The following is a 24,716-nucleotide window of genomic DNA, read 5'->3' as shown; positions in this document are numbered from 1 at the left end:
TGTCGTGACGGAGCATGGGGAGATGTGGCTGCCCGTCGCGGGCAGCCAGGGGGATATCAGGCCTTGCCCGTGCTCTTTTTGATGCCGTCGGCAGCCAGGGCGTCGAGGTCGTCCTTGAACTGCTGGCCGAGGGTGTTGAGCTTCTGGATGTCGTCCAGCATCTGGCGGGAGAGCTGGCTGGCGGTCTCCAGCTGGACGGTGCCGAGGGCCGCCAGGCTCTGGGCATCCTGCACCTTGCCGGCGGCCTGCAGCTGGTTCAGTCCCAGCTCGGCATAGGCGTTGGCGGACGCCAGCTGCAGCCGGGTCAGCTGTTCGATGTTGCTGGCCAGCAGCTGGTTGTAACGGGTGAGGGGGGCGGCAAAGCCTTGCATCTGCTCGGTAAAGGTCTTGATTACGTCCATATTCATCGCGTGTCTCCGTGGTTGGCAGAAGGGTATTGCAAAAGGCCGATGGGCCCATTCTTCGGTTACATCCGTTCGACTACATCCTTAAGTCGTCACGTGTCGTTTGCTCTGTTCAAACGCACGTTTAGGCATTGTGTTACCAAATGAGGCTTGATGTAAATAATATAAATGTTAATTTTTGGCGAAATATTGATTCTGGTCTGTCCAGTTTGGCTGGCCCGATTCAGACGAGGGGTGACGCAGCCACGTCCGTTTGGTCTCGTTCCCAGGCCGCGGGGCTGGTAGGCTGACGCCACTCCCTGAGTCTTGAGGAATGCATCGATGAAACCTGCTCGCCTGCTGCTTGCCCTTGGGGCTGCTGCCCTTGGCGGCGTTGCCCACGCCAGTACCCCTGTCCAGCTCTCCTTGCCCGGCGTCAATCTGCCCGCATCCCATCAGGTCGAGGGGGCCAGAGCCTCTGTTCTCTATGGTCGTACCGGTCAGGTGAAAGGGATCGATCTGCCGGTCTTCGCCCTCTCCGACGTGGATCAATTCACCGGTCTGCAGCTTGGCATCTTCCTCGGTGCCGGCCGGGTACGCCACCAGTTTGGCGGGGTGGCGATCAACGCGGTCAACTGGCACGAGGGTCAGGACAAGGGCGTCAACCTTGGCTTCGTCAACCTGACCAACAATGTGCAGGGCCTCAACTGGGGGGCCGTCAACATCGCCAAGGGCAATGCCCTGGCCAACGTCGGCTTCGTCAACTATGCCGAGCGCACCACCTTCCAGCTGGGCTTCATCAACGCCACCAAGCACCTGGACGGTCTGCAGATTGGCCTCGCCAACTACGCCGAGAACGGGGTTTTCCCCATCTTGCCGCTGATCAATTTCAAGAAATCCTTCTAAGCCGCGCCGCCAACCTTGCTTTAGGGGCTCCAGCCATTACCCTGTGCTGCATTGATAGCGTGCAGAGGTGACACTGGCATGACAATGGAACACATGGATGCCATCGGCATCGGTTGGGACGTAAGAGGCTGGCAGGGCAGTGCCCAGGCGGTGGCCGTGGTGGGGTGGCAGGCTCGTGAACAGCGGCTGCACTGGTTTGGGGTATCGCCCCTGTTTCGACTGAGCTCACGGGTTGCGCCGGATCTGGATGCCTTGCTGCGCCCAGCACTGCACGACGAGATCCATCTGCTGCAGGTGCTGGCCTGCCCGCAGTTGGCGCTGGGGATCGACGCGCCACTGGCGTTTCCTCGCGCCTTGGGCGAGCTGCTGGCGGGGAGGGCGACCGAGTGCGCCGTGCCCCAGCGCGAGATAGACAACCCTTATGCCTATCGGGACTGCGAGCGCTGGCTGCACCGGCAATATGGCAAGAAGCCGCTCTCGGCCACCTTCGACAGGCTCGGCAACAACGCGACCCTGGCGCTCGCCATGCTGCCCCGACTGGCCGACTTGCAGCTGGTGCCCAAGCAGCAACCACAGGCCGATCGCGCCGTGCTGGAGGTCTATCCCGCTCTTGCCAAGGTGGGGGGCAAGGCATCGGCGGTGCGCACCGAGCTGCTGGGGCATCTGCCGGCCGATGTGACAGCGGGCACCGATCGTTACGACGCCGCCATCTGCGCCCTGATGGCGCTGCAATACGCGGCCAAGGGGAGCGTCTCTCTGTTGCCGGCTCTGGTGGTACCGCCCGCCGAGATGGCTTTGGACGAAGGCTGGGTCTACCACTTCGCTCGCCCCTGATAAAAACCGGATCGGGCCGGTCAGCCCGATCCGACGTTTGGCCGGTTTACTCGTCATCACATGGCTCTGCGCATCAAAAGCCCATTTATTAATCTCATATGCCATCAAACAAGAGCTTTGTATCACTTTATCAGACCACGTCGGCCATGCTCGCGGTTGCAAACTGCGGCATGTCAGTAAAGAGGGGGCCGGTGATGGCGGTGGCAACCAGAACGTCATCGATAATTTTGCCGACCAAATAAGGGTTTGTGCTGATCAAGGGTGGAAGATCAATATCTTCATCCGATATATTGCGCCTTTCCCCTGACTCTTCTCTGCGGTGATGTCGATGAAACGCATTCTCTCTATCCAGTCCCACGTGGTGTTCGGCTGTGCCGGCAACAGCGCCGCCGTGTTTCCCATGCGCCGTCTCGGTATGGAGGTATGGCCCATCAACACGGTGCAGTTCTCCAACCACACCCAATATGCGGCCGGTTGGCAGGGAATGGCGATGCCCGCAGGGCATATCAGCGCCCTGTGCGAGGGGCTCTCGAATATCGAGGTGCTGGCGCACTGCGACGCCGTGCTGAGCGGTTATCTGGGCTCGGCGGAGCAGGGGGACGAGATCCTGGCGGTGGTGGCGGCGGTCAAGGCAGCCAATCCTGCCGCCATCTATTTTTGCGATCCGGTGATGGGCCACCCGGAAAAAGGGTGCATCGTCGCCCCCGGGGTGACCCGTTTCTTGACTGAGAAGGCGCTGCCGGCGGCCGACATCATGGCCCCCAATCTGCTGGAGCTGGAGACCCTGTGCGATGTCCATCTGACGGATTTGGCGCAGACGCGGGCCGCCGCCCATCAGCTGCTGGCACACGGGGTGAAGATGGTGCTGGTCAAGCATCTTGGACGCGCCGCTCGCGAGCCGGGCCGTTTCGAGATGCTGCTGGCCACCCCCGAGGGGGATTATCTGATCGACCGTCCGCTCTACGAGTTTGCCCGCCAGCCGGTGGGTGTGGGGGATCTCATCAGCGCGCTGATGCTGGCCAATCTGCAGGCGGGTTACGATGCCGTCAGCGCGTTCGAGCGCACCAACGCGGCGGTGGATACGGTACTGCTGCACACCTGGCAGGCCGATGCCTATGAGTTGCAGCTGATCGCGGCCCAGGAGGCCTTTGCCGCTCCCCTGATCAAGGCGCGGGCCGAACGGTTGGCCTGATTTTCCCATTGGGGGCCAAGTCTGGGCGTGGATGATCCACGTTCTGCTTGGCCCCCTGATCACTCTTCCTCACTTCTCTCTCGGTTAACAGTCCAGCCCTGCGCCGCTTATCTGGTTGCACATCGAACGAGGCAATGTCGCCTCAGCCGTCACCTTGGCCTTGGCACCGGGCATCCGGTTCAGATCAGGCCGTTATCCTGTTCCCGCTACTCTGCCTCATCGAATGTGACCTGCCGGTAGTGCTCGACCGTGGGGAAGGGATCGTAGAAGTGATGGAGCAGGGCCTTCCACTGCTGGTACTGGGGTGAGCCACGAAAGCCCTGGGTGTGATCTTCGAGGCGCTGCCAGTTGACCAGCAGCAGATAGCGGTGGGGATCGGTCAGCGAGCGCTGGAGCTGGTGTCCGCCGTAGCCCGGCATGGTGCTGATGATGCGCTGGGCCTGGGAGAAGGCCAGCTCGAAGGCGGCAGCCTGACCGGGAATGACCTGCAGAGGGGCGACTTCCAATATCATGGTGACTCCTTGTCCCAAGGATAAAGGGGCCATTGCAGCAGGTCGGGCAGGGAATGACAAGGCCGGCCGCAGGGGCCGGCCTTGTCGGTGTGATCACGACTTTGCTTGAGTGCTGATCAGGCGCGTGGGTGACGGGCCCGGTAGCGCTCGGCCATGGCATTGGCCGCGATCATGGCGTGGTAGACATCCTGCTCGCTGACGCTCATCGGCATGTTGCCCATGGTGTCGAGGGGATCGCAGGCAAGCTTGGCCACCTGGCGCCACTCGCTCTCCACGAAACGGCTCAGCCCCATCTCCTGTAGGGTCATGGGCAGGCCGGCCAGCTGAATGATGCGCATCACCTCGTCCAGCTCTGCCTGGGGCGCGCGCTCGAGAACCAGCTGGGTGAGCAGGCCAAACACCACCTTCTCACCGTGCTGGGCCCGGTGCAGATCCGCCACCACCGACATGCCGTTGTTGACCGCATGGGCCGCCGCCAGGCCGCCCGCTTCGGCGCCCACGCCGCTCAGATAGATGGTGGCCTCAATGGTCTGCTCCAGCGCCGGGGTGGTGACATGGTGGCGCACCGCGTCCATCGCCAGCTCGATGTTCTCCCCCAGCAGCTCGTAGCAGAGCCGGGCCAGCCCGAGGCCGGTGCGGGAGGGGCGCTTGCCCACCAGATTGATGCCGTCCGCCCGGTAACAGGCGCGGGCCTCAAAGTAGGTGGCGAGCGCATCGCCCACACCGGCGGCGAAGAAGCGGGCAGGGGCCGCCGCTATGATGGCGGTGTCGGCGATCACCACATCCGGGTTCTGGGGCAGGAACAGATAGCGCTCGAACTCGCCCGCCGGGTTGTAGATCACCGCGAGGGCGGTGCAGGGGGCATCGGTGGAGGCGATGGTGGGAAACAGCACCACGGGGCGGCGCAGGTAGAAAGCCACCGCCTTGGCAACATCCAGGGTCTTGCCGCCACCGATGCCGACGATGACGTTGGCCCCCTGTTGTTCGGCCAGATCGCACAGGCGGCGGATCTCGATGTCGGTACATTCGTAGTTGAACTTCTCTACCGCACCCTTCAGACCTGCCTGCAGCAGGCCGGCCAGCGCCTCCTCCCGCACTCGTTCCAGAATGAACTCGTCGCTGACGAGCAGGGCGTTGTCGCCGAAATCTTTTACGTGATCATGGAGTTGGGGCAGCAGATCGTGGCCGATGATGAACTTTTTGGGGGAGGTGACGGTACGAGGCAGGATAGGCATGCAGTATTCCTCAAGGCAGTGAGCAGTATCCGTTTGGTATGCAAACGGGTCTTTCTGTCACACCATACGCCTCGTCTAGGGTGAGGTGAAGGAACAATCATATGCAAATGGGGCTATAGCAGATTCAAAATTAATCCTAGTGCTGATTTGATTGTTTTTGAAAGCTGAAGGGGTAACGCAACACGCCCTCCATGGGGAGGGCGCACTGTGGCTACAAAGTAGGGGCGAGCAGGGTAGAGGCGTGCGAAGCGGAGGCGATGCGCGGCTCAGAGCTGCTTGTAGAAGAAGAGGGTGGCCGCCAGGGTGCCGTCGGCACTGCGGGCAAAGGCGGGGATCTGGCCCGCCTCCTGGTAGCCGAGCTGGCGATAGAGGCGGGAAGCGGCATCGCCCACCCGGGTGTCGAGCACCAGCAGGCTGCGGCCGGCTTCTTTGGCCCCTTGCTCCATGCTGGCCATCAGGGCACGGCCGACCCCCTTGCCACGGTGGAGACTGTGCACCATCAGTTTTTCCACCTCGGCGCGGTGACGGCCATTGGCCTTGGTGCACAGCGAGAGCTGGAGGGCACCGACCAGCTGGTGTTGCAGGAAAGCGACCCAGAGCCGGCGGCTGCCCGCGGCCAGCTCCGTCTCTATGCCCTGCCAATAGACGAGCCCCTGCTCTTCGGTCAGCGGCGGCAGAAAGCCCACCGACGCGCCGCTGGCGACGCTGTCTTGCAGCAAAGTGATGAGGGCAGGCTTGATGCCCTGGGTGGTATCAACCTCAACTATGTCCATCAGGAGTCCTTGTCAACGAAGTTCACGCCGCCGGCCCGGTCTGCCGCGGCGCCTGCCGCCAACGGGACCGGCGGCAGGATGACTGGCTAGACTCGCCGTTTCTGCCGCCAATTTCAAGTCGTTGTCGCTCGCCGGGTGCGCCCGATCACGCCGTCCTGGCGGGTTCCCCTTAGCGGATGAGCTGCTGTTCGATCAGCCAGGCAAACAGCAGCCGGGAAACCGGAGAGATCTCGGCCATATGGCGGCGGTCGAGCCAGCGCAGCTCGGCGATCTCCGCCGAGGCGACGGGAGTGCCGTCAGCCTCGCCGGTGTAGCAGCGCAGCCTGACGTTGACCCCCTGCGGCTTGCCGTCGGCCTGGGCACTGAACTCGCAGGCAAACGCCAGGGTGCCGGGCTTGAGGGTCACGGCCAGCTCCTCCTCGATTTCGCGCATCAGCGCTGCTTCATCGGTCTCTCCCGCTTCGCGCTTGCCGCCGGGAATGTAGTAGATGTGCTTGCCGTGGGAGCGGGCACAGAGCAGTTGCTGATCCTTGAAGGTCAGCCAGGCGAGTTTGTCGATCATGAACGTCTCTCTGGTGATGGGGTGGTGGCTTGTTCACACAGGGTGCGATAGGAGCGGCTCTCCAGCCGTTCGGGGTCCAGCCCGAGCCGGGCGGCCAGGGACAGCAGTTGCTGGCGATAATCTGGCAGCAGGGTTTCGTCATCGGTCATGATGGCCAGCTCGGCAAAATCGCCAAGCCCCGCCAGGTGATCCAGGGTGACGTGGAAGGGGCCGACAAAATAGATGCTGCGCACTTTGCGAAGGGTCAGTATCGGCTGGTAACCCAGGGTGTACAGCATGCTGATGGCCTTGTCGGCGTCGGTGATGTTGACCGCCTCGCAGCGATCGGGTTCGGGCCCCTTCACGATCCAGAGCCGGATGCCGGAGGGTTGCATGGTACGGATCAGCAGGCTCTTGTCCGCCGCGCTCAGGCTGCGGTCCGGCGTGTCGAAGTAGGTGTCCTGCTCCTGGTTGTGCTCCAGCATCACCTCGGGATTGAGGGCGGCGAGGGCTGTGGTGAAGGCCTCGACATCGCCGAGTCTGTATTTGAACTCGACCTCGAAGCGGCCCTGAAAGTGCTGTGCTGACATCGACAGGCATCCTTGAGTGTGCGGATTGGCATGAGGGGCAGCCTAGCAAAGTTGGCGGGCGGGCCCAAGGGGCAAGGCGGCAGGATGTGGAAACGATCTGTTTCCGGTACCCATGGTTGATCAATGCGCTGCCTGTTGCCCTGATCAAGGGCAGGCGCCGCACACGGTCGAGTCAGTTTGGGCATGACGGTTGTTCACAAGCTCGCCGACCGGCTCGCAAAAGTTCGCGCTGGCGCACAGGATGGGGCGTGCAGGCTGGGCGAGGGCAGACCCCTGTGTTTTAATCCTCGCCACGTTTGCGGCAGCCGCCCCGTGCCGGGCCGCTGCCTTCGCTTTGGCAAGAGGCAGGTGAGCAAGATGCAAGTGACAGCAGAGAGCAAGTTTATCGGACTCGGGGTGGCGGGCAATTTCGCCGGTCATCTGGAGCAGGCCGGCGAGGCCTCGGATTTCGTGACGGTGGTGGTGCGCGACACCAGCGCCCCCAAGGCGCTGTTCCCCTTTTACGTGCCGGGCCACCCCGGCCAGCTCGGCGTCTTCCCCTTGAGCGGCGACGCCATCTTCTTGCCGGAAGCGGCGGTGAGCGGCGATGAAAAGGTGCAGATAGAGCCGGAAGTGGCGCTCTGGTGCGAGCTGGAGTACGCGGGGGAGCAGGTGGTGGCCATCCACCCGCGCGCCTTTGGTGCCTACAACGACTGCTCCATCCGCCGTCCCAACGCCAAAAAGATCAGCGAGAAGAAGAACTGGGGTGAAGAGAGCAAGGGGCTGGCCCCCGCGATGCTGCCCCTGTCCCACTTCGCCGCCGGCTGCGAGCTCGATGACTACCGCATCGCCTGCTATCTGGAGCGGGACGGCGAGCTGCACCCCTACGGAGTCGACAGCGCGGCGGTGGATTACAGCTACTTCCACGGCCAGCTGCTGACGTGGGCCATCGACAAGTTCAACCATCAGCAGGACGAGGGGCCGGCCGAGCACATCCAGGGGCTGCTGGCCCAGGCCGGGCGTCCGGCCCATGCCCTCATCAGCATCGGGGCCACCCGCTATACCCCGTTTGGCGAGACCCACTTCCTCAAACCCGGCGACACCGCCTGCGTGCTGCTCTATCCGGCCAGCCGTTATAGCGAAAGTGATATCCGTGAGGCCATTCGCACCCGTCAGTTCGGGCCGGATCTGTCTGTCCTGCTGCAGGCGGTCAAGACCCGCTGATGACCCGGCCTTCCCCCGTGTTGGCGGGGGAAGGCCGGCTGCGTGTTGCATCCGCTATCCTTCCCCCTCGCGATTATTACTCGGTCCCGCTTACCCGGCTTGGCCATTTGGCTTACCATTGCTCTTTTTGCCGAACACGTTGTTGAACAATGGGGTAGCCGATGGGCGAGTTGAAAACCATGGGGTTGTTTCTGGTGACGGCGCTGGCCGAGATCCTGGGCTGTTATCTGCCCTATCTCTGGCTGACCCAGGGTCGCAGCGTCTGGCTGCTGCTGCCGGCAGGGTTGAGCCTGATGCTGTTTGCCTGGCTCCTGTCACTGCACCCGACCGCAGCCGGGCGTGTCTATGCCGCCTATGGCGGCGTCTACATCTTCGTGGCCATCCTCTGGCTCTGGCTGGTGGACGGCATCCGGCCCAGCTTGTGGGATCTGGTGGGGTCGCTGGTGGCCCTGTGCGGCATGGCCATCATCATGTTTGCCCCCCGCGAGGCGTGAAGCCGCATCGCCCGCAGCTCAAGGAGAAGAGGGATGACGCACATCAGGGCTTGTACCCTGCAGGACATGTCCGGTCTGCTGGCGCTCTATCGGGAATTGCGCCCCCATGACCCTGCGCTTGCGCCGGACGCTGCCCGTACGGCGCTGACGGCCTTGCTGGCGCAGCCCCACCTCCATCTGCTGGTGGCGGAGGTGGATGGCCAGCTGGCGGCCACCTGCCAGCTCGGCGTGGTAGCGACCCTGACCAACGGCGGCCGGCCGTTTGGCATGGTGGAGCACGTGGTGACGGCCTCTGCGTTTCGGCGCCGGGGCATCAGCCGGCAGTTGCTGACCCATGCCCTCGCGCTCGCCTGGCAGCAGGATTGCTACAAGGTGATGTTGCTGTCGGGGGAGGGGCGCGAGGCAGCCCACCGGCTCTATGCGTCGCTCGGCTTCAAGGCCGGCATCGAGAAGGGGTTTGTCCTCAAGCAGGTCGACGCCATGGCGACGGCCGGACAGGCTCCAAACAATCAATCTGTTGAGTGAGTACGATATGAGACTGGAACAGCCATCGCGCGGGGATTATCAGGCCCTGATCGCACTGTGGGAGGCGTCGGTGCGCGCTACCCACCATTTCTTGCCGGATGAGGAGATCGCCACCCTGCGCGAGCTCATCCTGGAACATTACTTCGACGCAGTGACCCTCACCTGCGCCCGCAACGACCAGGGTATCGCCGGCTTTTGCGGGGTGCACGAGGGCAACATCGAGATGCTGTTCATCGACCCGGCGCTGCGCGGGGGCGGGGTGGGTCGCCTGCTGGTGGCCGATGCCATCGCCCGGCTGGGGGCGACCCGGGTGGACGTCAACGAGCAGAATGAGCAGGCACTCGGCTTTTATCGCCACCTGGACTTCGAGGTGGTGGGCCGCTCGCCACTGGACGGGCAGGGCAAGCCCTATCCATTGCTGCATATGACACTGGCAGGCCAGTGACACCGGCCCAGTAAAAAACCGCCCTCGGGCGGTTTTTTGTTATGACGGGATCAGGATGGCCTGTTACTCCTCGTTGGAGTTGTCCTGATAGTCGTCGCGCTGGGCCTTGGGCAGGCGGCGCATGGGGGTAAAGCCGATATCCTCGCCCACCACTTCCCGCTTGCGGGCTGGGGCTGGCTTCTTGCCGCCATCGCTCTTTGCCTTGCTCTTGCCTGCGGCGGATTTGCCGTTGCCGCCCTTGGCATTGGCGGCGCCACGGGCGCGCGGCGGGTTTTGTACCGGCTTGCTGCCCGGCAGGGTCTGCCGGCTCGGTTTGCCGCTGGGCTCATACCCTTCCAGGATCTCCACCGAGAGGGATTGGCCGATCAGTGCCTCTATCCCCTTGAGCTGGCCCAGCTCGTCCTGGCTCACCAGCGAGATGGCCTCGCCGCCACGGCCGGCGCGGCCGGTGCGGCCGATGCGGTGGATGTAATCCTCCGCCATCTGGGGCAGTTCGAAGTTGATCACATGGGGCAGCTGATCGATGTCGAGGCCGCGAGCGGCGATGTCGGTCGCCACCAGCACCCGCACCTTGCCTTCCCGAAAATCCGCCAGCGCCCGGTTGCGGGCACCCTGGCTCTTGTCGCCGTGGATGGCGACGGTATCGAGCCCGTCTTTTTGCATCTGCTGGGCCAGGCGATCGGCGATCTGCTTGGTGCGCACGAACACCAGCACCCGCTGCCAGTTGCCGCGGCCGATCATGTGGGAGAGCAGCTCGCGGCGACGTTCCCGGTCGACCTGAATAATGCGCTGGGTCACCTGCTCGGCGGCGGTGTTGCTGGGATCCACCTCGATCAGGGTGGGCTCTTTGAGCAGGTCATCCGCCAGCGCCTTGATCTCGCTTGAGAAGGTGGCGGAGAACAGCAGGGTCTGCCGTTCGGCCGGCAGCGCCTTCATGATGCGGCGAATGTCGACGATGAAGCCCATGTCGAGCATGCGATCCGCTTCGTCCAGCACCAGCACTTCCAGCTCGGACAGGGTCAGCGCCCCCTGGGTCAGCAGATCCAGCAGACGGCCCGGGGTGGCTACCAGGATGTCGATGCCGAGCTTGATGGCGTCCAGATTGGGCTTGATGCTGACGCCGCCGTAGGCGATCAGGGTGCGAAACGGCAGGTGGTGGGCATATTTGATGATGCTCTCACCCACCTGGGCAGCCAGTTCGCGGGTCGGGGTCAGCACCAGGGCTCGCACCTGACGGCGGCCACGGCCATGGTTGGCCAGCAGGCGCTGCAGCATGGGCAGGGTGAAACCGGCCGTTTTGCCTGTGCCTGTCTGGGCGCCGCCGAGCACATCCTGTCCGGCCAGAATGGCGGGGATGGCTTGTTGCTGGATGGGGGTTGGCTGTTCGTAACCCAGCTCCTTGACGGCCCGCAGGATGTGCGGAGACAGACCCAGTTCGTTGAATGACATGTTCGAGAGAGACTCCTCTGGTGAGCCTTGGGCTCAGCGGATGGCAGGTGCGCTGGCACCCGCCACAAGATGGAAATGATAACGGGGGCGTAATATAGCAGATGCGCGCCCTGCACGCAGCAGCCGTGTCGCGTTGTCCGACGCGGCCTCAGAGCAGGGCCAGGATATCGTCTCGCAGGCTCTCGGGTTTGCTGGTGGGGGCAAAGCGTGCCACCACCTTGCCGTCCCGGTCGATCAGGAACTTGGTGAAGTTCCACTTGACGTTCTCCAGCCCCAGCAGACCCGGTTGCTCCTTCTTGAGCCACTGATAGAAGGGGTGGGCCTGCTCGCCATTGACCTCGCACTTGGCCATGATGGGGAAGCTGACCGGATAGTCGAGGGAGCAGAAGCGGGCGATCTCCTCTGCATCTCCCGGCTCCTGGTGGCCGAACTGATCACAGGGGAAGCCCAGGATCATCAATCCCTCGGGCCCCAGCTCCTGATAGAGCGCCTCCAGTCCGGTGTACTGGGGGGTAAAGCCGCAGCGGCTGGCGACGTTGACCACCAGCACGACCTGGCCTTGCAGGGTGGACAAGGACAGTTCGGTACCGTCAAGGCGTTGCAGGATAAGGTCGGGCAATGACATGAAGCACTCCTGTTGCATGGGGCCCATTCAGGGCGTATCGCTCCACGGTAGCGGGCGCGACGGCGCGGAGCAAGCGCCGCTTTCCCCTTTGCCATGCAAGATCTGGCGCGGACTGAGGCCATTTGAGTGCGCCGGATCACAGGCTGGCGAGGGCGACCAGATAATGGGGGCCTTGTGCGCCCGGATAGCGTATTGATGGTGGGACTTCTGAGGATAAGCAAACCGGTTTGTGTCTTGCCCTGGAAGTCGCTAAAAAGCGCCCTCTCTCCACTTGTTGCGAGTCAATCTTGGACTATCAAGCCGTCATGGATGCCATTTACACCCGGGGATGGGTGATAGTGGATGATTTTTTAACCGCCGCCGAGGTGGATGCCCTCAAGGCGTGTCTGCCGGATGCGTGGCGGCCGGCGGGGATCGGTCGCGATGCGCTGCATCAGGACAATCGCGCCATTCGCCGGGATCAGATCCACTGGCTCGAACCCTCCCTCGGTGCGCCGGTGGCCGACTATCTTGCCCGGATGGAGGCACTGCGGCTGGCCGCCAACCGGATGCTGATGCTGGGGCTGTTCGACTACGAGGCCCACTTTGCCCGCTATCGCAGCGGTGACTTCTATGCCACCCATCGCGACGCCTTCGCCGGGCGCTCCAACCGCCGCCTCACCTCGGTGTTCTACCTCAACAACGACTGGCAACCCCAGGCGGGCGGGGTGCTGCGGATGTACGATGACGACGAGCAGTTTTTGATGGATGTCTCGCCCCGGGGCGGGCGGCTGGTGTTGTTTCTATCCGAAGAGTTCCCCCACGAGGTGTTGCCCGCCAACCAGGAGCGCTACAGCATCGCCGGCTGGTTTCGGGTCAACGGCAGCGGCAACGGCCGGCTCGATCCGCCGCGCTGAGTTCTTTTCATCCAATTTCTGACACAGGCGGGAATTTTTATGGCCCTTGTCGGCGGATGGGGCTCCCATCGGCTGACAAGGCTCGATCTCCCTTGCTACACTGGCCCGCACTTATCTTCGTATCTGGCTTCGTCCGGTTTTAATGCGGTTGGGTTTTAAATGGTGATGGCGAAGCCGCTTTTCCCAAGGGATCACATCTAATGAAGAACATGCATGTCTTGCTGCTGTGCGGCGGCGGTGGCTCCGAGCACGAAGTCTCTCTGCGAAGCGCAAATTTTCTCGAGCAACAGCTCGGTCTTTTGCCTGGGGTCGACGTGACCCGGGTCGAGATGTTTGCCGACCGCTGGCTCAGCGCCGACGGCCGCGAATGCAAGCTGGGGCTGGACAAGCTGCTGTCGTTTGACAGCGTGGCCCGTCCGGTGGATTACGTGGTGCCCTGCATCCACGGCTACCCTGGCGAGACCGGCGACCTGCAATCCTTCCTCGAGCTGGCGGGCCTGCCTTATCTGGGCTGCGACGCCGAGGCGAGCAAGATCTGCTTCAACAAGATCAGCACCAAGCTGTGGCTCTCCGCCATCGGCATCCCCAATACCCCTTATCTGTTCCTGACCGAGCAGAACGACGCGGCGCTGAGCGAGGCGAAAGCCGCGCTGGCCAAGTGGGGCAAGGTCTTCATCAAGGCGGCCTCCCAGGGCTCTTCCGTCGGCTGCTACTCCGCCAGCAACGAAGCGGATCTGGTGAAGGGCATTGCCGATGCCTTCGGTTACTCCGAGCAGGTACTGATCGAAAAAGCGGTCAAGCCGCGCGAGCTGGAAGTGGCGGTTTACCAGTACGGTGACGAGCTGGTGGCCACCTACCCGGGCGAGATTTGCGTGCCGCAGGACAAGTTCTACACCTATGAAGAGAAGTACAGCAGCGCCAGTCACACCGAGACCGCATTGCGCGCCGAGGGGCTGACCCAGGCGCAGGCTGATGCCATTCACGAGTACGCGCTCAAGGCGTTCCGTCAGCTCAAACTGACTCACCTGTCGCGCATCGACTTCTTCCTGACCGAAGAGGGCGAGATCCTGCTGAACGAAATCAACACCTTCCCGGGCATGACCTCCATCTCCATGTTCCCGAAACTGCTGGAGCATCACGGTCACCGCTTTGCCGACTACCTTGAGCAGATCCTGCGCAAGGCGGTCTGAGGTCGGTGCCCGAGCAGGGCGAGCTGAATGATGAAGAGGGGCCTGCGGGCCCCTCTGTCGTTGTTGCGGTAGGTGATGTCACATGGGGTCAGGGGTGAACAGCCAGATGTGCGCCCCTTGTGGATCTGCGATCAGGGCCATGCGCCCGACCCCCGGGATATTCATGGCGGGCACCACCACGCTGCCACCGTGCTGGTTGACCCTGAGCACCCTGACATCGACGTCATCCACCGCGATATAGGTTGCCCAGTGGGGTGGTACGCCGGCCATCTCGGGATTGCCCCGGGTGGCCTGCACGCCGGCGATCGGCCTGCCATTGGCAACCAGCATGGGGTAGTCGCCACCTTCCATCGCCATGGTCTGGCTCTCCCAGCCGAGCACTTCGGTGTAGAAACGGATCCCGGCCTCGGCATCGGGCAGATAGAGCTCGTGCCAGGTGAAGGTAGTGCCTTCGGCCAGAGCGTGCTCGCGGGCAATATCTTGTTCTGCCATCGTCATCCTCCTGTGTCCCATGCGTGGGTGCATGGGTTGACGACCAAGTATAGAGAGGCGTGGCCTCCCGGCTTGCCCCGGATGGGGGGCCTTGCTGCGCGGTGGACGGCTCGTTACAATCTGCCCCCTTTTTGTCCTGCCACAGGCATCGCCAGAGCCGCGTTCCATGAAGCCAATTCCCGATCACGCCGTCAATCGCCTGCGCATCTGGCGCAAGAGCGTCTCGACCCGACCCTTTCTCGCCCGTGGCGGCAGCGTGCCGCGCTGCGAAGCCTGCCAGCTGCGCCACGACTGGTGTGCCTGCGAATGGCGCCCCGAGCTCAAGGCCGAGGCCGGCTTCTGCCTGTTGATGTACGACAGCGAACCGATGAAGCCCTCCAACACCGGTCGTCTCATCGCCGATGTGTTGCCGGATACCACCTGGGCGTTTCTCTGGTCGCGCACCAAGCCCCATCCCGAGCTGCTGGCCCTGCTGGCGGATCCCGTCTGGCAGCCCTATGTGGTGTTTCCCGCCTGCGAGAAGGATCCCGCCCGGCTCACCTCGGTGGTGACCCCGGTTCCTGGCAAGAAGCCGCTGTTCATCCTGTTGGACGGCACCTGGCCCGAGGCGCGCAAGATGTTCAACAAGAGCCCCTATCTGGACGGCTTTCCGGTGCTCTCCATCAAGCCCGACGCACTCTCCACCTATGGTATGCGGGTAGCGCACTGCGACGAGCACCTGTGCACCGCCGAGGTGGCGGCCTGCGTGCTGGAGGTGGCCGGCGAGCTGGCGGCGGGGCAGGCGTTGCAACTGTGGTTCAATCTCTTCAGCAGCCGCTACATGGCGGGTCGGGTCAGCCGGGCCCCCGGCGAGGATGAAGCTCATCTGCAGCAGGCGCTGGCCGACATCAAGGGCAATAAGGCGACCTGCGCGCCCGATGCTGCCTGATGTGGTTCAATCTCTTCAGTTGCCGCTACATGGCCGGCCGGGTCAGCCGGGCCTCCGGCGAGAATGAAGGCCATCTATCTGCAGCAGGCGCTGGCCGACATCAAGGGCGATGGGGCGACCTGTGCGCCCGATGCCGCCTGAACAGGGTGGGTGAGGGGGCCGGCATGCTTGTCTGCCGCTTCACCGGGATGATTTATTGATGAAAATCAGGAATCAATTGCCTGCCACTGTTTCGTTAGCTTCATGAGCCAAGCGCCATTAGGATAGCGACCAGCGTTGTTCATCAGGCTCATGGCGAGCCTGCGCCGTGCGGGCCCTTGTCGGCCCCGTCAATGTTGTGAGGCTATGGATGGAATTGGAACTGTTTACCCTGCTTGCCCTGTTCGGCGTGGCCCTGGTGGCCGGCTTTATCGATGCCATTGCCGGCGGGGGCGGCCTGCTGACGGTGCCCGCCCTGCTCGCCACCGGCATGCCGCCGGCGCTGGTGCTCGGCACCAACAAGCTGCAGAGCAGTTTTGGCTCCTTCTCCGCTACCTGGTTCTATGCCCGCAAGGGGCTGCTGGAGTGGCACATCATCTGGCCGGCGGTGATCTGTACCTTCATCGGCGCGGCGCTCGGCACCCTGGCGGTGCAGACCATCGACGCCGCCATCCTGGAGCGGCTGCTGCCCTTCCTGCTGATGGCCTTCGCCTGTTACTTCTTCTTCTCCCCCCGGGTGAGCGATGCCGAGAGCTCCCGCCGCCTCGCTCCCATGGCGTTCGCCCTGCTGGTGGGCGGCGGGGTGGGCTTCTATGACGGCTTCTTCGGACCGGGCACGGGATCGTTTTTTGCCATCGGTTTCGTGGCGCTGGCGGGTTTTGGCATGGCGCGGGCCACCGCCCACACCAAGTTGCTCAACTTCACTTCCAACATCGCCTCGCTGCTGTTTTTCGCGCTGGGGGGCAAGGTGGTGTGGAGCGTCGGCTTCTGCATGGCGCTGGGCCAGTTCATCGGCGCCCGTTTCGGCTCAAAAATGGTGCTCAAGCAAGGGGTCAAGCTCATCAAGCCGCTGCTGGTGACCGTCTCCTTGCTGATGTCCGCCAAGCTGGTGTGGAGCCAGTACCCCGAGCTGTTTGCCTGGCTGGGGTAAGCGCTTTTCGCTGACAACGACAGTCACGGCTGTCAACACAAGGGGGCCCGATCCGCAAGATCTGGCCCCCTTGCATTGTGGCGCTCAGCCGGCGAGTGGCTGGAAGTGGGCCTGCAGGGCCTGCACCAGCTGGGCGATGCGTGCACGCTTGAGGCTGTTTGGCCGATAAACCAAATGCAGCGGGCGAGCGAGCCCGGCGAGGGGGCGAGCCTGGGTGCCCTGTGCACCGACCAGCGCCAGCAGGCCGGCCGGCAGCAGCACAGGGCCGATACCGGCCTTGGCCAGCTCGATCAATGCGAGGTAGGAGTCGAGCTCCATGGCGGGGGTAAGGCCAAGGGCCGCCAGCGGTTCGCGTAGGTAGCGATTGGAGGGGTTGTCCAGGTCCATGGTGAGGATCTGGCGCAGCCCTTGATCGGCGTTTTCGCCCTCGCGCTGATCGCCCTCCACCAGATAGAAGGGCTCCTCCAGCAGCAGTCTGGCCTCCAGGCCGTGCCCCGGTGGCAGGCGCCCGGCGCAGATGCCGAGCAGGGCATCGCCGCTGCGCACTCGCGCCAGAATGACCGGGGTATGGTGGGTGGAGAGGGCGAGATGGGGATCCTGTCGCAGGTAGTCGTGCATGAAGCGGGCGAGGTAGCCCGCCAGCAGAGTCTCGGAGCAGGCGACGGGCAGGGGAGTCAGGTCGGTGAGGGTCTGGCTGTCGGCCAGCACCCCCTTCATCTCGGCGAGGCTGGGAGCGACCCGGGCCAGCAGCTCTTGTGCCTGGGGGGTTAGCCTTATCTGGCGCCCGTCCGGCTCGACCAGCTTCTTGCCGAGGCGCTGCTCCAGCTGGGCGATGCGCTTGCTCACCGCCGACTGGCTGATATAGAGCCGGCTGGCCACCTTGGCCATGGTGCCTTCGCTGGCCAGCAGGCAGAGAGTCTCCAGCCCTTCCAGTAACATATCGCCTCCCGTCATCTGCGTAGGAAGGCGTTACCTTAGGGGCTGGCGTGGTTGGGATCAAGCATCCTTCGCCGCCCTGACGGGGCGCAGGCGCCACTCCCGCAGGGGCGGTGCGAAGATCACCAGGTTGCCAAGCAGGCTGATCATGACCCCCACCACCGACACCGGCTGCCAGACGAACCCCTCGTAGAAGGTGGAGAGCGTCAGCGCCACCAGGGGGAACAGCACGGTGGCATAGGAGGCCTTGCTGGCGCCGATCCGCCCCACCAGGGTGAGATAAGCCGTGAAGGCGATGACCGAGCCGAACAGGGCGAGATAGACCATGGCCGCCAGGTAGTGACCATCGGTCGGGATCACCAGCTGCTGGCCGAGCAGGGTGACCCAGCCCAGCAGCAACACCACCCCGTAGACCATGCCCCAGGGCACCAGCTGCAGCACATGGTAGCCCTGGCGCTGGCCGCGGGCCGAGACCAGGTTGCCGAGCGAGAAGCAGAGGGTGCCGCCGCAGGCGAGCAGCAGCCCCTTCCAGCTGTTTGCACCCAGTTGCGCATCCGCCAGCACCGGCCAGAACAGCAAGAGGGTGCCAAGGAGTCCCAGCAAGGATCCTTGCAGCCAGCGCAGGCCAGGACGTTTGCCCTCGAACAGCCAGAGGTTGAGGCCGTTGAAGATGCTGGCACTGGCGAAGATCACCGCCGACAGGCCGCTCGGAATATAGAGGGTGGCGTGGTAGAAACAGAGGAAGTTGGTGGAAAAGAGCAGGCCGCCGAGCAGGGCGGCATAACGCTGGCCGGCCCAGGGCAGGCGCGGGAAACGGCCGCTGGCGGTGAGCAGGGCAAACAGCGCCAGCGCCGCCAGGACGAAGCGATAGAGTACCGAGACCTCGATGGGAATGGGGCCAAGCTGCCAGGCGATGGCGATCCAGGTGCTGCCCCAGATAAGGACGGTGGCAAGATAGAGCATCAGATTCATGGGGTATCCGGTGAGATGACAACGACATGGGATCAGCATGCAGCGGGCGGCGGTGGCGGGCTTACACCATCTTGCGGTTTTTTGCAGGCAGCCGCAGCCTTTGCCGCCGCGCCGCGTTAAGATGGCGCACAAGGGCCATCAGGCAAGCAACAAGAGGAACGGAGCGGGTGCTGCAGACTAAGCCGGCGGGAGTATTCGATGCACTGGTCAGCACGGGCGCGCGACTGGAGAACGCCTGCTGGCTGGAACCCGGCCTTGGCGTTGCCAGCTGGCGCAACTGTTACGATCAGACCCGCTACCACAAGCCGGGCCACCATACCCTGAGCGTCTACCTGCAAGGGGGCGAGCAGACCGAGCGGCTGGACGGCCCGGGCGGCCACGGCGGCACCGGCAAGGTGTGCATCATGCCGGATCACCACAGATCCGAGTGGCTGGTGCGCGAGGAGTTTCGCTTCTTCCACCTCTACTTCACCCCGGCCCACCTGACCCGCATCGCCGAAGAGGTGTGCGACAAGGAGGGACGCCACCTGCTGCTGGAAGACAAGACCTTCATCGACGATCCCAAGGCCGCCACTCTGGTACAGGGCCAGCTGATGCAGCTGGACTGGCAGCACCAGGTGGATCGGATGGCGCTCTCCCACGGCGCCTGGATGCTGATGCTGCACGCCTATCGTCACCACACCCGGGAGGCGCCGCCCCTACCCGAGGTGCGTGGCGGCCTGGCGCCGGTGGTGATCCGGCGGGTGCAGGAGTACCTGCTGGCCCATCTGGCCGAGCCTGTCACCCTGGCCGAGCTGGCGCAGGAGGCGGGCCTGAGCGAATACCACTTCGCCCGCATGTTCGGCCAGAGCCTCGGCTGCCCGCCCCATCGCTACCTGCTGGGGCTGCGGCTCAAGCGGGCCAAGCAGCTGCTGGCCGGCGCCGACTCCCTGGCCAGCATCGCCATCCTGTGTGGCTTCTCGTCCCAGGCTCACCTTGGCAACCGCTTCCGGGAGGCATTCGGCCTGACCCCAGGGCAGTGGCGCAGCCAGCTGTCATCCTCCTGTCACAGATAAGCGGCAGATTGGTCGGCAACGAGGGGGAGCCTCGTTCCTTCAACCTGCACAGGAGTTGCCCTTGAATCATCGCAAACGTCAGACCCGTACCCGCCACCTCTGGTTCAGCCACTGGAATGCCCCTCAGGGCCGCCTTGGCATGCCGACCCCGCCCGAACCGCTCGTTCCTCACAGTTCCCGCTGAAAATCGCCACGACCCGATAGGATTTTCCCGACAACTTTGCCACTATTGCGCCATCAGGATGGACTGGATATGGCCGCATGTTTCTGGAACGCATTGAAGTCAAAGGTTTTCGCGGAATAAATCGCCTCTCGCTCGGGCTGGACAACACCACAGTGCTCATCGGCGAAAACGCCTGGGGCAAGTCCAGCCTGCTGCGCGCCCTCTGGTGTCTGCTGGGTCAGGATGCCGAGCCCTATCAGTTCAGCAGCGATGACTTTCACCAGCCCGAAGATCCCGAACTCGAGCCGGCCCGCCACCTGCAACTGGTGCTCACCTTCAGCGAGCACAGACCCCAGATGTGCCTGCACTCCCGCCGGCTGGCTAGACTTGGCGCGGCCTGGGTCAAGCACAAGGACAAGTTTCACCGCATTCACTACCGCGCCAGCGCCGAACTGCAGAGCGATGGCACCGTCACCACCACCCACGACTTTCTCGACGGCATCGGCAAGAGCCTGCCCATCGACGATGCCCATGAGCTGGTCTGCCTGCTCATCACCATGAACCCGGTGTTCCGGTTGCGGGATGCCCGTACCGCCCGCAACGGGGTGGAGACCCTGCAGTGGGGGGATCTCTCCGAGCACCGGCTGAGCGAGCTGGCCGACAAGCTGATCGACGAGCCCCAGCGCATCGGCGAGCCCGAACTCAAAGAGGCACTGCAGGCGGTGCGCCAGCTGATGGATCATTACTTCAACGCGCTGGCCCCCATCAAGAACAAGCCGCGCAGCCAGCGGGAGATCGTCAATCGCCCCATGACCCTGCGCAACCCCGGCAATCTGCAGGCGCTGCTGCGCAATGCCGACAACCGGGCGCTGCAGCTGGCGATGGCGGGCATGGCGGCCACCCTGCTGCAGGCGCGGGGCAACCGGGAGCTGGAGCAGGGTGCGCGCCCCATCATGATCCTGGAAGACCCGGAGAGCCGCCTGCACCCCACCATGCTGGCACTGGCCTGGGGGCTGCTGGAACAGCTGCCGGGGCAGAAGCTGCTCACCACCAATTCGGGGGACCTGCTCTCTTCGCTGCCCCTCAACCAGATCCGCCGGCTGGTGCGCCGCCAGCAGGACATCGTCTGTCATCAGCTGGGGGGCGAGCGCTACAGCAGCGACGACCTGCGCAAGATAGCCTTCCACGTGCGCATCAACCGCCCCATGTCGATGTTTGCCCGCTGCTGGCTGCTGGTGGAGGGGGAGACCGAGATCTGGCTGCTCTCCGAGCTCGCCCAGATCTGCGGCTACAGCCTGCGGGCGGAGGGGGTGCGGATCATCGAGTTCGCCCAGTGCGGCCAGTCACCGCTCATCAAGGTGGCGCGGGATTTTGGCATCGAGTGGCATCTGCTCACCGACGGCGACGAGGCGGGGGTCAAGTACGCCACCTCGGCCCGCTCCCTGCTCAAGGGCGAGCGGGAGCGGGATCGCTTGACCCAGTTGCCGGCGGCGGACATAGAGCACTACCTCTATCACAACGGCTTCGAGGCGGTGTTCCGGCGTGAAGCCGGCGTGGGGGGGCGCTCGACCCTCAACGCCGGGCGCATCATCAACAAGGCGATTCACCATCGCAGCAAGCCGGGCATGGCGCTGGCGGTGGTGGAGGAGGCGGAGCGGCTCGGTGGCGAGCACATCCCGCCGGTGCTGCGCCAGATGTTCGCCCGGGTGGTGGCGCTGGCCCGCGGCCAGGGCTGACCGCTGCCGGCCCTGTGCAGTGGATGGTGAGGGCGCTGCATTCTGGGCAGGCAAGGCGGCCAGCGCCCGTTGCCTGCATCTGATCGCCAGTCATCAATGGTGGACGTGCTCCCGGCAGGGATTGGGGATGGCGGCGGCTTTGGGTATACTCGGCCCCTTCATCCGGCGCCCATCGGCGCGTTCTGAATCCTTGCTGCTGGAGGCGTCATGTTCGTCCAACTCCCTTTTTGGCTCTTTCCCCTGACCGGCCTGATGGCGCTGGGGGCCCTCATCGCGCTGGGCCTGGTGCTCTGGCGCGGTGATCTCTGCCCGGGCCAGCGCTCGCGGATCACCACCCAGCTCTTCTCGGTCTGGGTGATCACCGGCCTCTCCCTGATGCTGGCGGTGGAGGCCAAGGCGGCCGACTGGCTGATCTGGAGCGGTGCTGCCGCCCTGATCCTGGGGGTGGTGCTGTCGCTGGCCCAATCCAGGCTGGAGGGCAAGCGCGCCATTCCCGCCACGCTGTTCTGGCTGCCAGCCATGCCGCTGCTGGTCTATGGCATCGGCTTGCTGCAGATCCAGGGCTGGCTTGGCGGCCTGCTGCAGATGGTGCTGCTGGGGGCGGCCTTTGCCCACCTGATGCTGCTGCGGGCCCGTCACCGCCTGCAGGCGTTCAATACCCTGTTGCCGCTGGCCGGGCTGGTGGCCGCCATCCTGAGTCTGCTCTGGCTGGCGGTGCTGGTGGGCTGGCAGGGAAGCAGTGCCGGCCTCGATGCGCTGATCCCCGCTGTACTGACCCAGGCTGCCCTGCTGATCGCGGCCCTGCTGCTCTGGTTCAGCCCGCTCTATCGCCAGCAGGAGACGGCCCCGGTGGTGGTCTCCACCGCCCTGTGCGGTCTCATCATCGCCCAGCTTGCGGCGACCAGCGTGCTACACCAGCTGGCCTGACAGACTGGCGTCATGAAAAAGCCCACCCCGGCTGCCCGGGGTGGGCTTTTTGCTGGCCGTGTGCGGCCCCTGGTTTGCGACCCCTAGTAAAAGTCGTCGGCACCGCAGATGAAGAGGCAACTGCTGCGCGGTTGGGCCAGGTACTCCCGGGTCAGCCCCTCCAGCGGCATACCGAAGGTGCTGATGTCCTCGGGCGAGGGCAGGGCGGTATCCAGGATCCGGCGCCAGTAGCCACCGACCCCCTTGGGGGGGCTTGGCAGATTGAAGGTGAGCGGCTCCCAGTAGGCGTTGAACAGCACGTAGAGGGCCAGCCGGGTTTCGCTCGACAGGGCTGACATGGCGATGGCGTGGGAGTGAGGGCTGAAGTCTGGCTGGGCGGCGTTGACCCCGTGCCAGCAGATCTCGCTGTGGCGCAGGATCTCGGTCAGCGACAGCGGCATGCTCTCCTGCTCCGGGCGTTGGAACAGGTGCTTGCGATATTGGATCAGCTCCTTCATGAAGCGGAACATCTCCTGGCCCATGGCGTCGGGCTGCCACTGCATCCAGCAGGTGTCGTTGTCCTGGCAGTAGCCGTTGTTGTTGCCGTGCTGGGTGCGCAGCACCTCGTCCCCCATCAGCAGCATGGGGGAGCCCACCGAGAGCAGGGTGGCCACCATCATGTTCTTGGCCTGTCGCAGGCGCAGGGCGTTGATCTGGGGATCCTCGCTCGGCCCCTCCTGACCGTGGTTCCAGCTGAAGTTGTGATCGCAGCCATCCCGGTTCTGCTCGCCGTTGGCGTCGTTGTGCTTGCCGTTGTAGCTGGCCCAGTCCCACAGGGTGAAGCCGTCGTGGCAGGTGACGAAGTTGATGCTCTTCTCCGGATCGGCGTGATGGTAGTGGTAGATGTCCGGGCTGCCGCACAGCCGCTCCACGAAGGGCATCACCGCATTGTCATCCCCGCGCAGAAAGCGGCGCACGTCGTCCCTGAACTGGCCGTTCCACTCGCGCCAGCGGGCGCCGGCCAGGCTGCCCACCTGATAGAGGCCCCCCGCATCCCAGGCCTCGGCGATGAGCTTGATGTCGGCGATGCGAGGATCGGTATCGATGGTGCGCAGGGTTGGCGCATTGGCCTGGGGCTGGCCCGACTCGTCCCGCGACAAAATGGCCGCCAGGTCGAAACGAAAGCCATCCACGTGCATCTCCTGGCGCCAGAAGTGGAGGCTATCCATGATCATGCGCAGCACCACCGGGTGGGCACCGTTGAAGGTGTTGCCGCAGCCCGAATAGTTGGTGTCCTTCTGATTGGTGTCGAGGATGTAGTAGGCCTCGTTATCGATGCCGCGAAACGAGAAGGTGGGGCCATCGTCGCCCCCCTCGGCGGTGTGGTTGTAGACCACGTCCAGGATCACCTCGATGTTGGCCCGGTGCAGCGCCTTGACCATGTCGCGAAACTCGGTGAGAGGATCCTCGCCGCTGGCGTACTGGGCGTGGGGGGCAAAAAACGACATGGGGCTGTAGCCCCAGTAGTTGGAGAGCCCTCTGGGAGAGTCCTGAGGATCGAACTGGAACACCGGCAGCAGCTCGACCGCGGTAACGCCGAGGGATTGCAGATAGGGGATCTTCTCGATGAGGCCGAGGTAGGTGCCGCGCAAGGCGGGGTCGACCCCTGAACTCGGCGACTTGGTGAAGCCCCCCAGGTGCAGCTCGTAGATCACCGAGCGGGAGAGGGAGTGGGCGGGCAGCTTGTCCCCCTCCCAGTCGTAGTGGCGGGTGTCCACCACCCGGTTCTTGGCACACTCCGCCAGGTTGCTGCCGGGACGGGCCGCCGCCCAGCGATCGTAGTTGGCACCCAGCTCGATGCTGCGGCCATACGGATCCAACAGCACCTTGTCCGCATCGAAGCGGGTGCCGTAGTAGGGGCGCCAGGGGCCCTGGATGCGATAGGCATAACGTTGACCGAGCTCGATGCCCTCTATATGGATGTGCCAGTAGTAGGCGGTACGGTTGAGACGGGGTGACAAAGGGATCACTTCCGGCGTGGCGTCGTCGGCGCTGGTAAACAGCAGCAGTTCGACCCGGCTGGCGAGGCGAGCCCAGATGGCGAAGTTGACGCCGTCGTGCTCGGGTGTGGCCCCCAATTGACGGCAATGACCAGCGGAGATGCGCATGATAAACCTACCCAAAACGAGGAGTTACAAACCATCTGAGTGTAGTGCGCCAAGCTGGCCCCAAACCTGCTTGTCTGAAAAATCGGCGCTCTGTTGCAAATTCCTGCGATTTGTGCCGGTTTAATCTTCGAATGAAGTTTTTTTAGGATATTTACTTGCAATCTGAGCGCCGGCGCCTATTATTGGCGACCTCAGACGCGGGGTGGAGCAGCCCGGTAGCTCGTCGGGCTCATAACCCGAAGGTCGTCAGTTCAAATCTGGCCCCCGCAACCATCTGAGTTCTTGTATCAGGATTGCCTTGCAATAGTTTGATAAACAAGAGAATTCGAACAGGCTACTGCTCAGCCTGAACGAAAAAATACGGACGCGGGGTGGAGCAGCTCGGTAGCTCGTCGGGCTCATAACCCGAAGGTCGTCGGTTCAAATCCGGCCCCCGCA

General features: G+C 63.9%; 28 protein-coding genes and 2 tRNA genes. 18 read left to right on the top strand and 12 right to left on the bottom strand.

The genetic code is table 11. The features are described from left to right. Positions 1-56: 56 nt before the first annotated feature. The gene (locus tag PG900_RS03795) at positions 57-407 is read right to left on the bottom strand and encodes a phasin family protein (protein WP_011706254.1); all 351 of its coding nucleotides are present in this window, start codon (positions 405-407) and stop codon (positions 57-59) included. Between the two features lie 318 nt (positions 408-725). Here PG900_RS03795 and PG900_RS03790 point away from each other — a divergent pair, with 318 nt between their 5' ends. The 4 genes from PG900_RS03790 to pdxY all read left to right on the top strand — a co-directional run bounded on the left by PG900_RS03790 (position 726) and on the right by pdxY (position 3,315). Continuing rightward, positions 726-1,289, top strand: a complete 564-nt coding sequence (locus PG900_RS03790) for a VC2662 family protein (protein WP_017409548.1) — start codon at positions 726-728, stop codon at positions 1,287-1,289. 78 nt (positions 1,290-1,367) lie between these two features. After that, on the top strand, positions 1,368-2,123 hold the full coding sequence (locus PG900_RS03785) for a DUF429 domain-containing protein (RefSeq protein ID WP_270830947.1): 756 nt from the start codon (positions 1,368-1,370) through the stop codon (positions 2,121-2,123). A gap of 37 nt (positions 2,124-2,160) precedes the next feature. Continuing rightward, positions 2,161-2,430, top strand: coding sequence for a hypothetical protein (locus PG900_RS03780; RefSeq protein ID WP_270830946.1), 270 nt, complete (start codon positions 2,161-2,163; stop codon positions 2,428-2,430). A gap of 21 nt (positions 2,431-2,451) precedes the next feature. Then, positions 2,452-3,315, top strand: a complete 864-nt coding sequence (gene pdxY / locus PG900_RS03775) for a pyridoxal kinase PdxY (protein ID WP_270830945.1) — start codon at positions 2,452-2,454, stop codon at positions 3,313-3,315. A 206-nt stretch (positions 3,316-3,521) separates the two neighbouring features. Here the strand turns inward: pdxY and PG900_RS03770 are convergent, their stop codons facing one another. From PG900_RS03770 to cyaB, 5 genes are all read right to left on the bottom strand, one after another. Next, positions 3,522-3,827: an antibiotic biosynthesis monooxygenase family protein gene (locus PG900_RS03770; RefSeq protein ID WP_016350587.1), complete on the bottom strand. Its 306-nt coding sequence runs from the start codon at positions 3,825-3,827 to the stop codon at positions 3,522-3,524. 116 nt (positions 3,828-3,943) lie between these two features. Then, entirely contained in the window at positions 3,944-5,062 is a 1,119-nt protein-coding gene (locus PG900_RS03765; RefSeq protein ID WP_016350588.1) for a glycerol dehydrogenase, read from the bottom strand. Between the two features lie 266 nt (positions 5,063-5,328). Then, a complete protein-coding gene (locus PG900_RS03760) occupies positions 5,329-5,835 on the bottom strand; it encodes a GNAT family N-acetyltransferase (protein ID WP_041217453.1) in 507 nt (168 codons plus the stop codon). A 169-nt stretch (positions 5,836-6,004) separates the two neighbouring features. Continuing rightward, positions 6,005-6,397, bottom strand: a complete 393-nt coding sequence (locus PG900_RS03755) for an NUDIX hydrolase (RefSeq protein ID WP_270830944.1) — start codon at positions 6,395-6,397, stop codon at positions 6,005-6,007. Further along, a complete protein-coding gene (cyaB, locus tag PG900_RS03750; protein WP_270830943.1) occupies positions 6,394-6,966 on the bottom strand; it encodes a class IV adenylate cyclase in 573 nt (190 codons plus the stop codon). The genes PG900_RS03755 and cyaB overlap by 4 nt, the downstream gene beginning before the upstream one ends. A gap of 357 nt (positions 6,967-7,323) precedes the next feature. On the opposite strand from cyaB, the gene PG900_RS03745 reads away from it, so the two are divergent. The 4 genes from PG900_RS03745 to PG900_RS03730 all read left to right on the top strand — a co-directional run bounded on the left by PG900_RS03745 (position 7,324) and on the right by PG900_RS03730 (position 9,633). Beyond that, positions 7,324-8,169 carry a DUF5718 family protein gene (locus PG900_RS03745; protein ID WP_257689394.1) on the top strand — a complete coding sequence of 282 codons (846 nt, stop codon included), beginning with the start codon at positions 7,324-7,326 and terminating at the stop codon, positions 8,167-8,169. Positions 8,170-8,330: 161 nt separating this feature from the next. Continuing rightward, the gene (locus PG900_RS03740; protein ID WP_011706244.1) at positions 8,331-8,663 is read left to right on the top strand and encodes a YnfA family protein; all 333 of its coding nucleotides are present in this window, start codon (positions 8,331-8,333) and stop codon (positions 8,661-8,663) included. A gap of 33 nt (positions 8,664-8,696) precedes the next feature. Next, positions 8,697-9,188 (top strand): GNAT family N-acetyltransferase, encoded by a 492-nt coding sequence (locus PG900_RS03735; RefSeq protein WP_270830942.1) that lies wholly within the window; start codon positions 8,697-8,699, stop codon positions 9,186-9,188. A gap of 7 nt (positions 9,189-9,195) precedes the next feature. Beyond that, positions 9,196-9,633, top strand: coding sequence for an acetyltransferase (locus PG900_RS03730; RefSeq protein WP_270830941.1), 438 nt, complete (start codon positions 9,196-9,198; stop codon positions 9,631-9,633). A 63-nt stretch (positions 9,634-9,696) separates the two neighbouring features. Here the strand turns inward: PG900_RS03730 and PG900_RS03725 are convergent, their stop codons facing one another. Both PG900_RS03725 and PG900_RS03720 read right to left on the bottom strand, forming a co-directional pair. Further along, positions 9,697-11,082 carry a DEAD/DEAH box helicase gene (locus PG900_RS03725; protein ID WP_011706241.1) on the bottom strand — a complete coding sequence of 462 codons (1,386 nt, stop codon included), beginning with the start codon at positions 11,080-11,082 and terminating at the stop codon, positions 9,697-9,699. A gap of 148 nt (positions 11,083-11,230) precedes the next feature. Further along, the gene (locus PG900_RS03720; protein ID WP_135319639.1) at positions 11,231-11,707 is read right to left on the bottom strand and encodes a glutathione peroxidase; all 477 of its coding nucleotides are present in this window, start codon (positions 11,705-11,707) and stop codon (positions 11,231-11,233) included. Between the two features lie 287 nt (positions 11,708-11,994). On the opposite strand from PG900_RS03720, the gene PG900_RS03715 reads away from it, so the two are divergent. Beyond that, positions 11,995-12,603 (top strand): 2OG-Fe(II) oxygenase, encoded by a 609-nt coding sequence (locus PG900_RS03715; RefSeq protein WP_016350596.1) that lies wholly within the window; start codon positions 11,995-11,997, stop codon positions 12,601-12,603. 200 nt (positions 12,604-12,803) lie between these two features. Next, the gene (locus PG900_RS03710; protein ID WP_024944446.1) at positions 12,804-13,793 is read left to right on the top strand and encodes a D-alanine--D-alanine ligase; all 990 of its coding nucleotides are present in this window, start codon (positions 12,804-12,806) and stop codon (positions 13,791-13,793) included. A gap of 78 nt (positions 13,794-13,871) precedes the next feature. Here PG900_RS03710 and PG900_RS03705 read toward each other — a convergent pair whose 3' ends face one another. Continuing rightward, entirely contained in the window at positions 13,872-14,285 is a 414-nt protein-coding gene (locus PG900_RS03705; protein WP_270830940.1) for a VOC family protein, read from the bottom strand. Positions 14,286-14,451: 166 nt separating this feature from the next. On the opposite strand from PG900_RS03705, the gene PG900_RS03700 reads away from it, so the two are divergent. Continuing rightward, positions 14,452-15,213 carry a tRNA-uridine aminocarboxypropyltransferase gene (locus PG900_RS03700; RefSeq protein WP_270830939.1) on the top strand — a complete coding sequence of 254 codons (762 nt, stop codon included), beginning with the start codon at positions 14,452-14,454 and terminating at the stop codon, positions 15,211-15,213. A 349-nt stretch (positions 15,214-15,562) separates the two neighbouring features. Beyond that, positions 15,563-16,342, top strand: coding sequence for a TSUP family transporter (locus PG900_RS03695; protein ID WP_011706235.1), 780 nt, complete (start codon positions 15,563-15,565; stop codon positions 16,340-16,342). Positions 16,343-16,426: 84 nt separating this feature from the next. On the opposite strand, the gene PG900_RS03690 is transcribed toward PG900_RS03695, so the two are convergent. Together PG900_RS03690 and PG900_RS03685 are read right to left on the bottom strand one after the other, a co-directional pair. Continuing rightward, positions 16,427-17,281: a LysR family transcriptional regulator gene (locus tag PG900_RS03690; RefSeq protein WP_016350602.1), complete on the bottom strand. Its 855-nt coding sequence runs from the start codon at positions 17,279-17,281 to the stop codon at positions 16,427-16,429. 57 nt (positions 17,282-17,338) lie between these two features. Then, complete coding sequence (locus PG900_RS03685; RefSeq protein WP_270830938.1) at positions 17,339-18,250, bottom strand: DMT family transporter; 912 nt, start codon at positions 18,248-18,250, stop codon at positions 17,339-17,341. Between the two features lie 167 nt (positions 18,251-18,417). Here PG900_RS03685 and PG900_RS03680 point away from each other — a divergent pair, with 167 nt between their 5' ends. From PG900_RS03680 to PG900_RS03665, 4 genes are all read left to right on the top strand, one after another. Further along, on the top strand, positions 18,418-19,305 hold the full coding sequence (locus PG900_RS03680; RefSeq protein ID WP_270830937.1) for an AraC family transcriptional regulator: 888 nt from the start codon (positions 18,418-18,420) through the stop codon (positions 19,303-19,305). A 61-nt stretch (positions 19,306-19,366) separates the two neighbouring features. Then, positions 19,367-19,489, top strand: coding sequence for a hypothetical protein (locus PG900_RS03675; RefSeq protein WP_254902163.1), 123 nt, complete (start codon positions 19,367-19,369; stop codon positions 19,487-19,489). 77 nt (positions 19,490-19,566) lie between these two features. Further along, complete coding sequence (locus tag PG900_RS03670) at positions 19,567-21,204, top strand: ATP-dependent endonuclease (protein ID WP_011706231.1); 1,638 nt, start codon at positions 19,567-19,569, stop codon at positions 21,202-21,204. Between the two features lie 207 nt (positions 21,205-21,411). After that, positions 21,412-22,131, top strand: a complete 720-nt coding sequence (locus PG900_RS03665) for a hypothetical protein (protein WP_076360836.1) — start codon at positions 21,412-21,414, stop codon at positions 22,129-22,131. An 83-nt stretch (positions 22,132-22,214) separates the two neighbouring features. Here the strand turns inward: PG900_RS03665 and glgX are convergent, their stop codons facing one another. Then, positions 22,215-24,278 carry a glycogen debranching protein GlgX gene (glgX, locus tag PG900_RS03660; RefSeq protein ID WP_270830936.1) on the bottom strand — a complete coding sequence of 688 codons (2,064 nt, stop codon included), beginning with the start codon at positions 24,276-24,278 and terminating at the stop codon, positions 22,215-22,217. A 196-nt stretch (positions 24,279-24,474) separates the two neighbouring features. Between glgX and PG900_RS03655 the strand changes: the two genes are divergently transcribed. Both PG900_RS03655 and PG900_RS03650 read left to right on the top strand, forming a co-directional pair. Then, positions 24,475-24,551, top strand: a tRNA-Met gene (locus tag PG900_RS03655). 92 nt (positions 24,552-24,643) lie between these two features. After that, positions 24,644-24,716: transfer RNA gene (locus tag PG900_RS03650), tRNA-Met, on the top strand.

The sequence above is a fragment of the Aeromonas sp. QDB03 genome (assembly GCF_027707985.1).
GTDB lineage: Bacteria > Pseudomonadota > Gammaproteobacteria > Enterobacterales > Aeromonadaceae > Aeromonas > Aeromonas hydrophila.
The sequence above is the reverse complement of the archived record's forward strand: the minus strand, read 5'-3'. Positions and strand labels throughout refer to the sequence as shown.